The organism is Nesterenkonia sp. DZ6 (genome assembly GCF_022565835.1).
Classification (GTDB): Bacteria; Actinomycetota; Actinomycetes; order Actinomycetales; family Micrococcaceae; genus Nesterenkonia.
Map to the genome: position 1 here is coordinate 841,951 of NZ_JAJOYW010000001.1, position 15,139 is coordinate 857,089.

Genomic DNA, 15,139 nt, shown 5'->3' on the forward strand with positions numbered 1-15,139 from the left:
CCCTCTGACGTGGAGCTTCTCTGCAGCCTGGGAATCCTGTGACAAAGTACACACTGTTTCGGGGTCATTTCAGTAGTGCGAAGTCTTGTTTGCCAGCCGTTAACATGCCAACGTTGATTGCGTACTTATTCGGGATGGCAGAACACCTCACCCGAGGTCTGGAGCCGTACAGCAGTCCAGGCACTGCGGATCATCTGGACCGTGGAACATTCTGTCGCCTGGAAGCGGATGTGACTCCCTGGAGACTCATGCTCGAGCACCTCACCATGAGGCTCGGTCGAGGAATCGCCGCTGAACACCCAATGACCCGAACATCGGCGCCCTCGAGGCGCCCTAGGAGTAGTGATCCCATGGATTGGCGCAGCCGAGCAGCCTGCCTGGACAAGGACCCGGAGCTTTTCTTCCCCGTCGGCAACACCGGACCGGCCCTGCTGCAGATTGAAGAGGCCAAGAGCGTCTGCCGCCGGTGTCCAGTGATGGACACCTGCCTGCAGTGGGCGCTGGAGACCGGTCAGGACTCCGGAGTCTGGGGCGGCATGAGCGAGGACGAGCGCCGGGCGCTCAAGCGCCGGGCCGCACGCGCCCGCCGCGCCTCCTGAGTCTCACCCACCACTCTTCAACGACGCGGCGAGTATCGGCGCACGGAGCTTCACCCGTGTCCCGGTCCTCGCCGTTTCTGTGCCCGCCTGAGGTTCCGAGCCGACGGCGGTGCCGCCGTCGGACGCGTCGCTTGCGGTCTCCCATTCGATGGATCCGGAGAGCTCCCCGCGGACCAGGGTGCGCACGATCTGCAGCCCCAGCCCAGGTTCCCATTGCTGCTCCGGCAGTCCCACACCGTCGTCGGTGAGCTCCAGCTCCAGGCGCTGACGCCCGGCGGCGTCGGCATGGCGCTGCACGCTCATGCTCACGTGCAGCTCCCGGTGCGCCGGATCCGGGCCGAATCCGTGCTCCACCGCGTTGGCGACGATCTCGGTGATCACCAGCGCCAGCGGGGTGACCATATCGGGGGGCAGCTGCCCGAAGCTGCCTTCCAGCGCGGTGATCACCTGCCGGTCTGACTGGGCCATCTCGGCCGCCAGGTGCAGCTGGCGGCGCATCAGCTCATCGACGTCCACCGTCTCTTCCAGGCCCTTCGAGAGCGAGTCATGGACCATCGCGATGGTCTCCACCCGCCTCATGGCCCGGCGCAGACCCTCCCGGCCCTCCTGGGAGTCCATCCGCCTCGACTGCATCCGCAGCAGCGCCGAGACGGTCTGCAGGTTGTTCTTCACCCGATGGTGGATCTCCTTGATCGTGGCGTCCTTGCTCATCAGCTGCTTGTCGCGGCGACGCAGCTCGGTCACGTCGCGGCAGAGCACCAGCGCCGCAAAATGCTCGCCGCCACGAACCTCGCGGGCGCCGTTGCCTGACGAAGCGGCCGACGTCGCGCCGGAGCCGGGCGCCGGGCGGGAGGCCCGGTAGAGCGGGATCGAGCGCAGCGTCACCGCGGCGCCGTGGGCCTCCAGCTCGGCGCGCATCGCACGTCGGCCGGTGAGCATCATCGGCTGGGACTCATCGACCACCACTCCGGTGGCCCGCTGCAGCTCGGACCCGATGCCGGCCAGCGAGCGTCCCTCCAGGGTGTCGGAGACGCCCAGGCGCAGCAGCGCCGAGACCGCATTGGGCGAGGCGAAGGTGATCCGGCCCTCGGCGTCCAGTCGCAGCAGCCCGTCGCCCACCCGCGGGGCGCCGCCGTAGCCGGTGAACTCCTGGCTCGCATCGGGCCAGCGGCCCTCCGCCGCCATGACCAGCAGATCCTCGGCGCAGCGCCGATAAGTCAGCTCCAGCCGGGAGGGGCTGCGCATCGCGGCCACGGCGAAGTGCAGCGTGATCACCCCGACCGTGCGGCCGCGGTGCAGCAGCGGGATGGCCTGGACCCGCATCCGCGCCGGTGATGGCTGGCCCTGATCCGAGGAGTTCGTCTCCACCTGAGAGGTCCAGGCCCGCTCCACCATCGGCTTCAGGTCCGCGCGGATCCGATCCCCGACCACATCGCGGTGGATCAGGGTCTGCGTGGTCGAGGGCCGGGCCTGGGCCAGCGCGATGAAGGAGCGCTCCGCGGCGGAGAGGAACCCCTCCTCGGTGTGCGGGAACCACAGCACCACATCGGAGAACGCCAGATCCGAGATCAGCTGCCAGTCCCCCACCAGCGCGTGCAGCCACTCCACATCATCCTGGGAGAGGTGACGGTGTCCGACGAGCGGATCCTGGAAGACAGCCATATCAGGGCTCCTCGGTGCAGGCGGTGGTGGGAGAGACCAGACGACGACGGCTCACGAGTCGACCAGACCCCGCAGGTGCCGCAGCAGCACGGTCAGCGAGGCGATGTTGTCATCGGCCAGCGCGTCCACCTCGGCCACAAGCTTCTCGGCCCGCGCCAGCTTGGCGCCGTTGTCCTGCTTCCACTCCTCGAGCCGCTGTTCCGGCTCGGCCTCGGCGGAGGTGGCGCGCAGCACCGACGAGGCGATGTCCGCCATCGCGCCGTAGAGCTCGTCGCGCTGAGCTCCGCGGGCCAGGGCCTGCCACTTGTCCTGCCGGGGCAGGTTGGTGATCCGGTTCAGCAGCGAATCGGCGCTGAAGTCGGCATAGACCGCGTAGTAGACCCCGGCGACCTCGCGGGAGTCCAGCTCGAGGTCTCGGGCGAGGGTCGCGATGTCCAGCAGCGAGAAGGCCTCGAAGAGCTGGGAGACCCAGGTCGCCAGCTGCTCGGGCATCCCGGCCTCCAGCGCCTCGGCGTGGAGCCGCTCGACCCGTTCACGGTCGTCGCCGCGCAGGTAGCTGGTGAGCTCGCCGTAGAGCGGGGTGATGTGTTCGGAGTAGGTCTTCACGTCCTCGCGGACCGAGGTGCCGCGGCTGACGTGGTTGATGAACCAGCGCACCGCGCGGTCCAACAGCCGGCGCATGTCCCGGTAGGTGTTGGCCCAGGCGTCCCGGTCGAAGCTGACCGGCAGCTCCCGCATGGCTGCGTCGAAGTCCTCCAGCGCGAACAGCTCACGCACCGCCACGAAGGAGCGCACCACCTGCTCCTCGGCGGCGAAGGTCTCCTCGATGGCACGAAAGACGAACGCGGCTCCGCCGACGTCGATCACATCATTGGCCACCACATTCGCGATGATCTCGCGGTGCAGCGGGTGGCGGACGAGGTGATCGGGGAAGCGCTCGCGCAGCGGGGCCGGGAAGTACTGCTCCAGGGTGACTCCGAACCAGTCGTCATCGGGGACCGAGTTCTCCACCAGAGCGGCCTTGAGCTGGATCTTCGCGTAGGCGGCCAGCACCGAGAGCTCCGGAGAAGTCAGGATCCGCTGTCCCGCCGCGGCGCGCTCGGCGAAGACCTCATCGGTGGGCAGCACCTCGAGCTCCCGGTCCAGGCCCACGGTGTCCTCCAGCCAGCTGATCAGCCGCTGAAAGCTCGGCGACCACTCCCCCACCCGGTGTCGGTCGGTCATCAGCAGCACGTTCTGGTCCCGGTTGGTCTCCAGAACATGGGCGGCCACGTCTTCGGTCATCGAGCTGAGCAGCTCGCTGCGCTCGTCCGCGTCGAGGTGACCCGACGCCACCAGCTGGTCGATCAGGATCTTGATGTTGACCTCATGGTCAGAGCAGTCCACCCCGGCGGAGTTGTCGATGGCGTCGGTGTTCAGCAGCACCCCGTTCTGGGCCGCCTCGATCCGGCCTGCCTGGGTGAACCCCAGGTTGCCGCCCTCGCCGACCACTCGTGCGCGCAGCGACCCGCCGTCGACCCTGATGGCGTTGTTGGCGCGGTCGCCGACCTGATCGTGGGTCTCGGTGGAGGCCTTCACGTAGGTCCCGATCCCGCCGTTGTAGACGAGGTCCACCGGCGCCTTCAGCAGCGCGTTGATCAGCTCCGGGGGCGTGAGCTGCGTCTGCCCCTCGGGCAGGTCGAAGCGGCGGCGCATCGGCTCGGTGACCTCGATGGTCTTCGCGGTCCGCGAGAAGACCCCGCCGCCCGCGGAGATCAACTCCAGGTTGTACTCCCCCCAGCCGGAACGCTGGGCCGCGAAGAGCCGCTTACGCTCGGCGAAGCTGTCCGCGGCGTCGGGGTCCGGGTCGATGAAGATATGCAGGTGGTTGAACGCCGCGACGAGCCGGATGTGCTCGGAGAGCAGCATCCCGTTGCCGAAGACGTCACCCCCCATATCGCCGATGCCCATGACGGTGAACTCCTCGCGCTGGGTGTCCAGGCCGAGCTCGGAGAAGTGCGACTTCACCGATTCCCAGGCGCCCCGGGCGGTGATGCCCATGGCCTTGTGGTCATAGCCCACCGAACCGCCTGAGGCGAAGGCATCGCCGAGCCAGTGTCCGTACTCCTTGCTGATCGCGTTTGCGGTGTCGGAGAAGGTCGCCGTGCCCTTGTCGGCGGCGACGACGAGGTAGGCGTCGTCCCCGTCATGGCGGATGACCCGCTCGGGGTGGGTGATGACCATCTGCCCGTCGACTTCGCTCTGGTTGTCCGTGATGTCCAACAGGGCGCGGATGAAGATCTTGTAGGCCGCCTGGCCTGCCTCGGCCCACGCCGAACGGTCGACGCTGGGGTCCGGGAGCTGCTTGGGAAAGAAGCCTCCCTTGGCCCCGGAGGGCACGATCACCGCGTTCTTCGCCATCTGCGCCTTCACCAGACCCAGCACCTCGGTGCGGAAGTCCTCCCGCCGATCGGACCAGCGCAGACCGCCGCGGGCGACCTTGGCGAAGCGCAGGTGCACGCCTTCCACCTGGGGCGAGTAGACCCAGATCTCGTGGGCCGGGCGAGGTGCCGGTGCGGCGTCGATGGTCGCCGGGGTCAGCTTCAGCGAGAGCCAGTCGCGACCCTGGTAGAGGTTGGTGCGCTGGGTGGAGTCGATGAGGTTCAACAGGGCGCTGAGCACCCGGTCCGCGTCCAGCGTGCGGACCTGCTCCAGCGCCTCGACGACCCGCTCGCGCGCCGTCGCGCTCTGGGCCTCCCGGTCGCCTTCGAGATCGGGATCGAACCGGGCCTTGAAGTAGTCCACCAGTGCGGTGGCCATCTCGGGGTTCTGCAGCAGCGAGTCGGCCACGAAGCTGTAGGAGTTGGTGCTGCCGAGCTGGCGGTAGTACTTGGCATAGGCGCGCAGCACGGTGACGCTGCGGATGCTCAGGCCAAGCCGCAGCACCAGCTGGGAGAAGATGTCCGACTCTGCCCGACCCATCAGCACCTGCTGATAGGCCTCCTGCAGCAACCCGATGGTCGCGTCCACGTCGACCGACTCGGGATAGAACAGCCCCAGGTCGTAGAGGTGGAAGGTGGCACCGTCGGGACAGTCGAGCGTATAGGAGCGCTCGTCGAGCACCTCGAGCCCGAAGTCATCGATCACCGGCAGGGTGTCCGTCAGCGTCTTGGGCTCGGTGAGGTAGAGCTTCAGCCGCATGTCTGCCACACCGCTCTCCCCAGAGTGGTAGAAGCTCATCCGCGGCACAGCCTGACCTTCGGCGGCGGCGGACTCCAGGGCCTCGAACTGGGCGGCGTCGGCGAGCGCATCCTCGACCTCGTAGAGCACCCGGTAGTCGTCCGGGAACGCCTCGCCCCACCGTGCGGCGACGGCCTCGGCATGGGAGGAGGAGTATCGGCTCCGCGCCTCGGCGGCGATCCCCTCAGACCAGGAGCGCACCGCCCGAGCCAGCCGCTGCTCCAGCTCCTGCTGGGTGCCGGTGGGCTCAGCGGCGTCGTCGGCCAGGCGAAGCCGGAAGAAGACCCGGGCCAGCACCGAATCGGTGAGCCGGACGTTGAAGTCGATGGACTCCGCGTCGACATGCGCCAGCAGCTCCTGTTCGATGCGGAGGCGCACGGCCGTGTTGTACCGGTCCCTGGGGAGGTAGACCAGAGCCGTCATGAATCGGCCGTAGTGGTCCCGGCGCAGGAAGAGCTTGACCCGGCGACGCTCCTGAAGCTGCATGATCTGCCAGGCGGCCTCCTCGATCTCTTCGATCTCCATCTGCAGCAGCTCATTGCGCGGATAGGTCTCCAGGATCTGCATCAGGTCGTTGCCGGAATGCGAGTCCGGGGCGAAGCCGGAGCGGCGCAGCAGCTGTTCGGCGCGGGAGCGCAGCAGCGGGATGTTCACGATCGATTCGCTGTAGGCGCGCTCGCTGAACAGCCCGATGAACCGGCGCTCGCCCTTGACGGTGCCGTCCGCGTGGAAGGTCTTGACGGCCACGTAGTCCATGTAGGTGCGACGGCGCACGGTGGAGCGCGAGTTGGCCTTGGTGATGACCAGGGCGCGGCGCTGCCCGGCGCGCTGCCGACCGGCGGCGGAGAGTTCGGTGGAGCGCCGGGTGATCGGCTTGCCGTTCTTGTCGGCGAGGATCCCGAGGCCGGTCCCGGTGACCGGATCCAGGTGCACCGACCCGTCGGGATAGTCGGCGAGCTCGTATTCTCGATAGCCCAGGAAGAGGAAGTTCCCGGCGCCCATCCACTCGAGCAGATCGGCCGACTCCTGGGACTCTGGGAGGTCGCTGGCCTCGCGCAGCGAACGACCGGCGGCCTGAGCCTGGGCGACCATCCGGTTCTGATCCCGGTGGCTGGCTTTGACGTCGATCAGGATCTTCTGCAGTCCGGCGACCAGGGTCTCCGCGTCCTCGGCAGAGATCACCCGATCGAGCTCGATGGTGATCCAGGATTCGATCTTGACCAGGTGCTGCTCATCGAAGACCGCGGTGAGGTTGGGCAGGGTCTGGGTGTCGCCTGAGGAGACCCCGCGGTGCTCGGACGGCAGGGACTTCACCGAGACCAGCTGGCCGGTGTCGGTGCTGCGGCTGCTCAGCAGGATCGGGTGGACCACCAACGAGATGCCGTGGCCGTGGCGGGTGACCTCTGCGGTGACCGAGTCCACCAGATAGGGCATGTCATCGGTGACGACCTGGACGAGGCTCTTGTCCCCGACGCGGGCCACCTGGACGACCGGGGAGGAGCCGGTCCGGGTCTCGGCGAGGTGCAGGTGTTCGCGCACCCGCTGATGCTGGCGGTCGGCGCTGACCTGGTGGCGATCCTCACTGGCGATGTGGGCGTAATACGCATCGGTCAATGTCTCAAGATCGGCGTCATTGCTGGTCCAAAGAATTGTCTCGGCGGGCATGTGTACTCTCACTCTTTCTGCAGATTTGGAGTACGCGTGGTCCCCCGCTCCGGAGCCGGAGACCGCGCGTTGCCTGTGCCGCTCAGCCTACCGTCTGCCCCGCCGGAACAGGCCTCGACGGCGCACCGAGAGATCGACGCCGGCGAGGCGGGCGATGCTGCGCCGCAGCGGTGAATTCGGGGCGGCCTCGGCGAGGACCTGCCCGGCCAGCAGGGAGGCATCACAGCCCGCCGCGTCCCAGGGCAGGAACGCGTGGATCTGGGCGGCGGGGCCGAGCCGGATCCAGGTCTGGCTGAGCTGATCCCGTGGTGAGCGTCCGATCACCTCGCTGCGCACCTTGTTGATCACCACCTCGGGCTCGGCCAGCGTCGAGGACTCGACGGCGAGTTCCAGAGCCTCCACCGCCTTGACCAGTCGCGGGAACCCCACCGGGTCAGCGGCCCCGACGGCGAGGATCCTGTCCGCGAGTCCCAGGCAGGTCAGGGTCGCGGCGTTGCGCTGCGGGGCGGTGGTGTCGAAGCTGAGCTCCTCGTCCTCCTCGACCGGGGCGGCGACGTCGATGATCACATGCCCGTAGTGGTTGCGCACCAGTTCCAGCACCGCGGTGAGGCTGCGTTCGCGCAGCTCCGGCCAGCGCTGGGCCCGCGGCAGTCCGGAGAGCAGGCTGAGCCGTGCGCCGCTGATCTGCACGGAGATCGTCGCCGCCTCGAGCGCGGCAGAATCGAGCCTGCCCAGGTCAGCGGCCCGGCAGACCCTGGCCAGTCCGGCGGTCTCCTCCATCAGTCCCAGCTGCGCCACCAGCGAGGCGGCGATGGTGTCGGCGTCGATCAGCAGCACCGAGGCGCCCTGGATCGCGAGCTCGGCCGCGAGGTTGACCGCCACGGTGCTGCGACCGGGGCTGCCCGGGGCGCCCCAGACCACGGTGATTCCGGGTGGCGCATGGCCCAACGTGGAGGGCGGCCCGCCGTCGTCGTGGTCTGTCGGGTCGTCTGTCTCCACGCCGCCGGGATGGACTCCAGCACCGTCGGCGGTCTGGAGCGTGCTGGGGCTCGCATCGGCAACGGCGGAGGGGCAGCCGCTGGTCGGCCCCAGACCGGCGGCGGCGAACCCTGTGACGGTTCCGTCGCTGAGCTCTCGACCCTGCAGGGCCTGCGCCAACGCCGCCGGGCCGACCTCGTCGGTGAAGGTGGGCACCCCGAGCCGCTGCAGCCGGCTCCGTTCCTCCGCGACGTGTGAGACGACCACGACGTGCCTGCCGCCGGCCTGGAGCTCACCGAGCACCGTGGCGGTGAGCTGGTGGGTCTCCCCGATGACCAGCGCGGCATCGGCCCGACCGGCCCGGCAGACGGCGATCAGCTCTGGAAGGTCCGCGCAGCGTCGCTCGATCGTGACGGGACCGTGGAGGCCTTCGACGGCGGCGATGTGGTCCACGCTCAGCCGACCCATGGTCACCACGGCCCACCGACTCATCTAGGCCTCGTCCTCTGGCTCTGGCTCAGGACCTGTCTCTTGCTCCTGCTCCTGCTCTTGCTCGGCATCTGCCTCGGCTCCGGCCCCGGCCGGGACCACGGACAGGGTGGAGGCCGAACTGGTGGCGCCCAGCAGCGCGGGCAGCTCCTCCGGCTCCACCAGCAGCTCCACGATGACGCGCTCCTGGGCGCCGAAGGTGCTGCTGGACTCGGTGATCACCGAGACCTGGGCCGCGGCGGCGATCTGCTCCACCCGGACCTCCTGCTGGGCACCGGGCGCTCCGGCGTCGGCGGCCCAGACGTCGACGAGGCGTCCCGGCTCCACGCCGCGGGCGAGCGTGTGCTCCACCGCGATCGTCATCGCCTGCCGTCCCTGGGGGTCTTCCTCGGCAAGCGCGCGACGCGGGATCAGCTCGCCCTCATCTACCATGGCGATGAACTCGGCACCGTCCGGCAGGCCCCCGCTGACCGTCAGGTATGCCTCGGGAAGCTCGTCGATCTGCACCTGGACCACGCGCAGATCCTCGGTGGCCAGCCGGTCACCCACGGTGAGCAGCCGGTCCGCGGCGTAGACCTCGGTGGTGTGATTCTGCGTGGTCATCAGCGCGATCACTCCGGAGACCGAGAGGGCCACGATGAGCACGCCTGCGAGGAGCCGGGGATCTCTCCAGCTGGGCCGGCGCAGGCGCTGCCCGGCGGGCACGGATCTGGACGCCCCGGGCGTCTGCGGACGCGTCCGGGAGTCTGCGCTCGGCGGCGAATGGGGCTCAGGCATGGTGTCTCCCTGGCTGACGGCCCGCCAGCGCGGGCGCACAGGCTCAGCGTAGATACAGGCTCCTCAGAAGACAACGGGTGAAGCAGAACCTGTGCAGAAGGTTTGTGCCGCTGCCGCGTGGGAGAACTCGGATTCCGCCGCCATTGCATGGGAGAATGACGTGAAACGACATCAAACGACATGCGGAATCACGGAGGCTCATGATGCGACGGTTCTTGACCCTCCCCGATGTGGCTGAGGCGCTGAACATCTCGATGTCGCAGACTCGGGCCCTGATCAAGACCGGCGACCTGGAGGGAATCCAGATCGGAGGTCGCGGTCAGTGGCGGGTCGAGGAGGCGAAGCTCGATGAGTACATCGAGCGCCAGTACGCGGCCCAGCGCGCGGCCCGATCGGCTGAAGCCCCCGAGACTCCGGGCGCTTCAGCGATCCAGGACCGGTCGGGCTCAGCTCAGTCCTGAACGGGGCGAGAGCTGCTCGACGTCGGCGCTCTCGCTGCGGAACCAGGCCACCGCGTGAAGCGGGATGACGCGCGCTGATCGCGCTCCCCCGCCCTGACTGCCCCGGGGCAGCAGATCATCCCGCCGCGTCGGAGCGATCTCCACGAAATCCCGGCCTGCCGCGGCGATGAGGCCTGAGGCCAGCAGTCCCTGCGTCCCGAAGACGCTGACCAGTTCGCGGTCTCGAGCCAGTCGCCGCAGCGGCGCCGTGATGCTCAGTCGCCTTCGCGAGGCGCTGGGCTCGCTACGAGCAGCCGCGCGGGCCATGCCATCGACGGCCAGGATGCTGGTCAGCGGCACCAGGACGCTGTGCGGGAGCACAGCGCCGGCCAGCCAGTCCGCACCGACTGCGCCGACGCGCACCACGAGGCGCTGACCGCCCGAGATCTGCAGACCCAGCTCCCGCTCGCGGTGCGCCCGCAGGCGTTCGGCGAACTCGAGCCGAGAGGCTTCCAGCCTGGAGGCGTCCGCGGCCGCGGCAGTGAGCTCGGCGGTCTGCGCGGCCTCCAACTGGGTCTCGAGATCCTCGAACAGTGCATCCCAGCGCATATCGGTCCCATCTCCACGACCTGCTGTCTGGCCCTGAGAGTACACGATCCGCCGTCACCTCTATTGCAGAGCTGATGAGACTGTGTACACTCAAAAAATATCAAACAGTACTAAATAGCACTCATCACTGACCAGGATGGGCACCATGAGCATTCGCAGCCGAGATCTCGCCTCACCATCCTCGGTGAGGGCAGCCCCCGATGGCAGACTTCAGGATCTGCTGCTGAGCGCGGCGTTCATCGCCAGCGGCCCGGTCCTGTGGTGGTGCGGCGCCGCGATCCTCAGACATCAGCCCGATCTCTGGATGCAGTCCGCCCAGCTCCGAGGTCTCCACGGCATCGAGGCGGCGGAGGCCCTGTTGGGACTGCTCGCTGCGGCATCGGGACTGCTCATCAGCCTCGGCGCGAGCATCGCAGTGCTGGCCGTGCTCACCCAGCAGATCGCCCGCCGGTGCGGCGCCTGGCGGATGGAACGGGTCCTCGCGCAGTTCAGCCCTGGATTCCTGCGGCGCAGCGCGGCGCTGACCCTGGGCGCCGGGCTGGCTCTGACCACTGTGGCGGCGGATTCCTGGCCCCGGGCGACGACGACCGAGGCCGTCTCGGTGCTGGACGGCGGGGCGGCGGGTGACGCGGCGGGCGGGGATCCAGACTCCGCCCTGTTCGACACCACCGCACCACACGATGGTCCCAGCCCCGAACCTGACCGCGGCGCTCCATCACACCCGGAGGCACCCGACTCAGGACTGTTCGTCCCCGAGGCGCCGATCCACGATCGACTTCAGGGCCGGTCGCAGCGCCAGGAGTCGGAGCCCGAGCAGGTCGTGGTCCGGCTGGGGGATTCGCTGTGGGGCATCGCCGCGGAGCACCTGGGACCTGACGCCACGGATTGGGAGATCGCCGCGAGCTGGCCCGAATGGTATGCGGTGAACCGGGACCGCATCGGCCCCGACCCGGGCATCATCCTTCCGGGAACGATCCTGGACGTGCCGGACTCGTAGCCCCCGGACCAGCCGCACCGCAGATCAGACGATCCGAGAACCAGCGACCGACGCACCAGCGACCCAAGAACCGACGACCCATACGGGAGAGATCATGTCAGTGAGCCCAGCCGGTCAAGAGCCCTCCTCTCAGCCAGGCCCCCGGGGCCCTGCGCGGGAGGATCCCATGGAGGCGCTGCGCGCCTTCCTCGACGCGGATCCGCAGCTTCGCGGGCGCACCACCGTCATCCCGGCCCCGGGATCTCCGCGGCACGACCCGGGACCGGTCGCGACGGCGGGCTATCGGCTCATTCGAGAAGATGAGGTCCCGGCGCTCATGCGGCGACTCCGCGGGGAGCGGGAGCCTGCGGGGAATCGTCGACCCCCGGGTGAGTCGCCCACCTCGCTTGCCACCTATCGGGAGGAGCGCCGGCAGATCTGCGCCATCTCCCGCATCGTCTGCCAGGTCACCACTGAGGTGCTTCAGGGCCTGCGCCCGGCCAGCCAGCTGCAGCGGTGGCTCGATCTCGAGGTGCAGCAGAAGGTGGTCGAACGCGCCGCGCTGCTCGCGGAGACCCGCCGGTCCTCGCGCCGTGAAGCGGCAGGCCGAGGAGACCGAGGCGCAGCCGGCTCCGCGGAGACGATCCCGCGACCCCAGCCGTTGACCTTCGGGCACCTGCGTGCGGAACGCATCACCCGGGGCGCATGGGAGGTCGCAGTGGTGTTCGCCGACGGCAAGCGCATCCGAGCCTGCGCCCTGCGGCTGGAGGCCCACCGGCGTCGATGGCGCGTAGTCGCCATGGAACTGGGCTGAGGTGGTCTCCGACCGCAGCCGGGGACGACCTCAGTCCAGGATTCAGCTCAAGGGATCCGCGCGGGGCTCAGCCCTGGGTCGCGGTGGTGTCCTGCAGACCGGGCACGCGCAGCCGCTTGCCGGCGGCGAACATCCGCCCGTCCTTGACCCCGGGAAGGTTCGGTGCGGCGGTCTCGGGAGCCTTCGCGGTGACTTCCGCGCTGAAGAGCAGCCGCACCGAGTCCTCGCGGACGCTGTCGGCCATGGTCTGGAAGAGCAGGAAGCCTTCACGCTGATATTCGACCAGCGGATCACGCTGGGCCATCGAGCGCAGTCCGATGCCTGACTTCAGGTAGTCCATCTCGTAGAGATGCTCCTGCCACTTCTCGTCGATCACGGTGAGCAGCACCCGACGCTCGAGCTGCCGGATCGCTGCCTCCCCGACCTCCTCAGCCTTGTTCTCGTAGGCGACCTTGGCGTCGGAGATGAGCTCACGCTTGAGCATCTTGACGTTGAGCTGATCGATGCCCCCGGCCTCTTCGACCAGGTCCTCGATGCTCAGCGACACCGGGTAGAGCGACTTCAGCTCTTCCCAGAGAGCCTCCAGGTCCCAATCCTCCGAGGAGGAGGAGGTGGTCTTCTCCTCGATCATCAGGCTCACCGCGTCTTCGATGAAGTGCTGGACCTTCTCGTGGACGTCGTCGCCCTCGAGGATGCGGCGGCGGTCGGAGTAGATGGCCTGGCGCTGACGGTTCATGACGTCGTCGTACTTGAGCACGTTCTTGCGGGTCTCGGTGTTCTGACCCTCGCGCTGCTGCTGGGCGTTGGCGATCGCGGAGGACACGAATTTGTGCTCCACCGGGATCTCATCGTCCATGGCCTTGGAGTTCATGATGCGCGCGGCGGCGGCCTGGTTGAAGAGCCGCATCAGGTCATCGGTCAGGGAGATGTAGAACCGGGATTCGCCGGGGTCACCCTGACGTCCGGAGCGTCCGCGCAGCTGGTTGTCGATGCGTCGGGACTGGTGCCGCTCGGTGCCCAGCACGTAGAGCCCGCCCAGTTCGCGGACCTTGTCGCCGTCGGCCTTGGTCTCGGCCTTGGCGCGGTCGAAGACCTCGTCCCATTTCGCCTCGTAGGCCTCGGCGTCCTTCACCGGATCCAGGCCGAGCTTCTCCATCTCGCGGACGGCGTTGAACTCGGCGTTGCCGCCGAGCATGATGTCGGTGCCTCGACCGGCCATGTTCGTGGCCACGGTGACCGAACCCTTGCGGCCCGCCTGGGCGACGATGGTGGCCTCGTGCTCGTGGTTCTTCGCGTTGAGGACCTCATGGCGGATGCCGGCCTGGGCCAGCTTCTTGGAGAGGTACTCGGACTTCTCCACGGACTCGCTGCCCACCAGGATCGGCTGGCCCTTTTCGTGGCGTTCGACGATGTCTTTGATCACCGCGTCGAACTTCACCACCTCGTTCTTGTAGACGAGGTCGTTGTGGTCGGTGCGCTGGCGCTCACGGTTCGAGGGGATCGGGACGACGCCGAGCTTATAGGTCGACATGAACTCGCCGGCCTCGGTCTCGGCGGTGCCGGTCATGCCCGAGATCTTGTCGTAGCTGCGGAAGTAGTTCTGCAGCGTCACGGTGGCCCGGGTCTGGTTCTCCGGTTTGATCCGGACCTGCTCCTTGGCCTCGATGGCCTGGTGCAGGCCCTCGTTGTAGCGCCGGCCCTTGAGGATGCGTCCGGTGTGCTCATCGACGATGTGCACCTCGCCCTGGGAGACCACATAATCGGTGTCCTGGCGGTAGAGCTCCTTGGCCCGGATGGCGTTGTTGAGGTACTGGATCAGCGTGGTGTTCTGGGTCTCATAGAGGTTCTCGATCCCGAGGTAGTCCTCGACCTTGTCGATGCCGGACTCCAGGACGCCGACAGTGCGCTTCTTCTCATCGACCTCGTAGTCCTCGTCGATGTGCAGCTTCTTCACCAGCGTGGCGAAGTCGCTGTACCAGCGCGAGACGTCGCCGGAGGCGGCTCCGGAGATGATCAGCGGGGTGCGCGCCTCATCGATGAGGATCGAGTCGATCTCATCGATGATGGCGTAGTGGTGCTCACGCTGGACCAGGTCATCCAGGGACTGCGCCATGTTGTCGCGCAGGAAGTCGAAGCCGAACTCGTTGTTCGTGCCGTAGGTGATGTCTGCGGCGTAGGCCTCGCGGCGCGCGGCCGGCTTCAGGTCATTGGTGATGGTGCCGACGTTGAGCCCGAGGAAGCGGTAGACGCGTCCCATCAGGTCCGCCTGGTACTTGGCCAGGTAGTCATTGACGGTGACCACGTGGACGCCCTTGCCGGTGAGCGCGTTGAGGTACGCCGGGGCGGTGGCGACCAGGGTCTTGCCCTCACCGGTGCCCATCTCGGCGATCTCACCCAGATGCAGCGCCGCTCCGCCCATCAGCTGCACGTCGTAGTGGCGCTGACCCAGCGTGCGGTCGGCCGCCTCGCGGACAGTGGCGAAGGCCTCGGGGAGCAGCGAGTTCAGTGACTCGCCGTCACGCAGGCGCTCCCGGAAGCGTTCGGTCTCGGCGCGCAGCTCGGCGTCGCTGAGCTCCTTGAACTCGTCCTCCAGGAGGTTCACCGCATCCGCGTAGGAGCGCAGAGTCCTGAGGATCTTCTTGTCCCCGGTCTTGAGGATTCGTTCAAGCAGAGTGGGCACAGCCAGTTCTCCATCGGTGTCTACTGGTTCGGCGGAGACTCACGATAGGCATGAATCACCATCTGTCATTCTACGCGCTCCCCCCAGCAGCACCCGAACCCATGGCCCCAGGCTCCTCCCCCACACGGTTGAGGGGCGGATTCCGACGAGCATCTCAGCCCGTCTGGGCCAGGAACACTCGGAGAATCCGCCCCTCAACGCAGAAGGAGCCCCTCACGGAGGGGTGATGGG

Annotated in this window: 9 protein-coding genes and 1 pseudogene; 4 read left to right on the plus strand and 6 right to left on the minus strand. The window is 68.0% G+C overall.

The window, feature by feature from the left end; translation table 11 throughout:
• Nucleotides 1–350: 350 nt before the first annotated feature.
• Nucleotides 351–599 (plus strand): WhiB family transcriptional regulator, encoded by a 249-nt coding sequence (locus tag LTH93_RS03820; RefSeq protein ID WP_036474112.1) that lies wholly within the window; start codon nt 351–353, stop codon nt 597–599.
• Between the two features lie 3 nt (nt 600–602).
• Here LTH93_RS03820 and LTH93_RS03825 read toward each other — a convergent pair whose 3' ends face one another.
• The 4 genes from LTH93_RS03825 to LTH93_RS03840 all read right to left on the minus strand — a co-directional run bounded on the left by LTH93_RS03825 (nt 603) and on the right by LTH93_RS03840 (nt 9,389).
• Nucleotides 603–2,261: a sensor histidine kinase gene (locus LTH93_RS03825; RefSeq protein WP_241470119.1), complete on the minus strand. Its 1,659-nt coding sequence runs from the start codon at nt 2,259–2,261 to the stop codon at nt 603–605.
• 51 nt (nt 2,262–2,312) lie between these two features.
• Entirely contained in the window at nt 2,313–7,145 is a 4,833-nt protein-coding gene (locus LTH93_RS03830; RefSeq protein ID WP_241463959.1) for an NAD-glutamate dehydrogenase, read from the minus strand.
• Nucleotides 7,146–7,232: 87 nt separating this feature from the next.
• Nucleotides 7,233–8,615 (minus strand): AAA family ATPase, encoded by a 1,383-nt coding sequence (locus LTH93_RS03835; RefSeq protein WP_241470120.1) that lies wholly within the window; start codon nt 8,613–8,615, stop codon nt 7,233–7,235.
• On the minus strand, nt 8,616–9,389 hold the full coding sequence (locus tag LTH93_RS03840) for a hypothetical protein (RefSeq protein WP_241470121.1): 774 nt from the start codon (nt 9,387–9,389) through the stop codon (nt 8,616–8,618). It lies immediately after the preceding gene.
• A gap of 203 nt (nt 9,390–9,592) precedes the next feature.
• On the opposite strand from LTH93_RS03840, the gene LTH93_RS03845 reads away from it, so the two are divergent.
• The gene (locus LTH93_RS03845) at nt 9,593–9,850 is read left to right on the plus strand and encodes a helix-turn-helix domain-containing protein (protein ID WP_241470366.1); all 258 of its coding nucleotides are present in this window, start codon (nt 9,593–9,595) and stop codon (nt 9,848–9,850) included.
• Here the strand turns inward: LTH93_RS03845 and LTH93_RS03850 are convergent.
• The gene (locus tag LTH93_RS03850; protein ID WP_241470122.1) at nt 9,836–10,438 is read right to left on the minus strand and encodes a hypothetical protein; all 603 of its coding nucleotides are present in this window, start codon (nt 10,436–10,438) and stop codon (nt 9,836–9,838) included. The two genes, LTH93_RS03845 and LTH93_RS03850, sit on opposite strands and share 15 nt — an antisense overlap.
• Before the next feature lie 145 nt (nt 10,439–10,583).
• On the opposite strand from LTH93_RS03850, the gene LTH93_RS03855 reads away from it, so the two are divergent.
• Both LTH93_RS03855 and LTH93_RS03860 read left to right on the plus strand, forming a co-directional pair.
• Complete coding sequence (locus LTH93_RS03855; protein ID WP_241470123.1) at nt 10,584–11,435, plus strand: LysM peptidoglycan-binding domain-containing protein; 852 nt, start codon at nt 10,584–10,586, stop codon at nt 11,433–11,435.
• Between the two features lie 166 nt (nt 11,436–11,601).
• Nucleotides 11,602–12,228, plus strand: coding sequence for an Rv3235 family protein (locus tag LTH93_RS03860; protein ID WP_241470124.1), 627 nt, complete (start codon nt 11,602–11,604; stop codon nt 12,226–12,228).
• Nucleotides 12,229–12,322: 94 nt separating this feature from the next.
• Here LTH93_RS03860 and secA read toward each other — a convergent pair.
• Nucleotides 12,323–14,908, minus strand: a pseudogene (secA, locus tag LTH93_RS03865) (preprotein translocase subunit SecA); the annotation flags it as partial.
• Between the last annotated feature and the right edge of the window lie 231 nt (nt 14,909–15,139).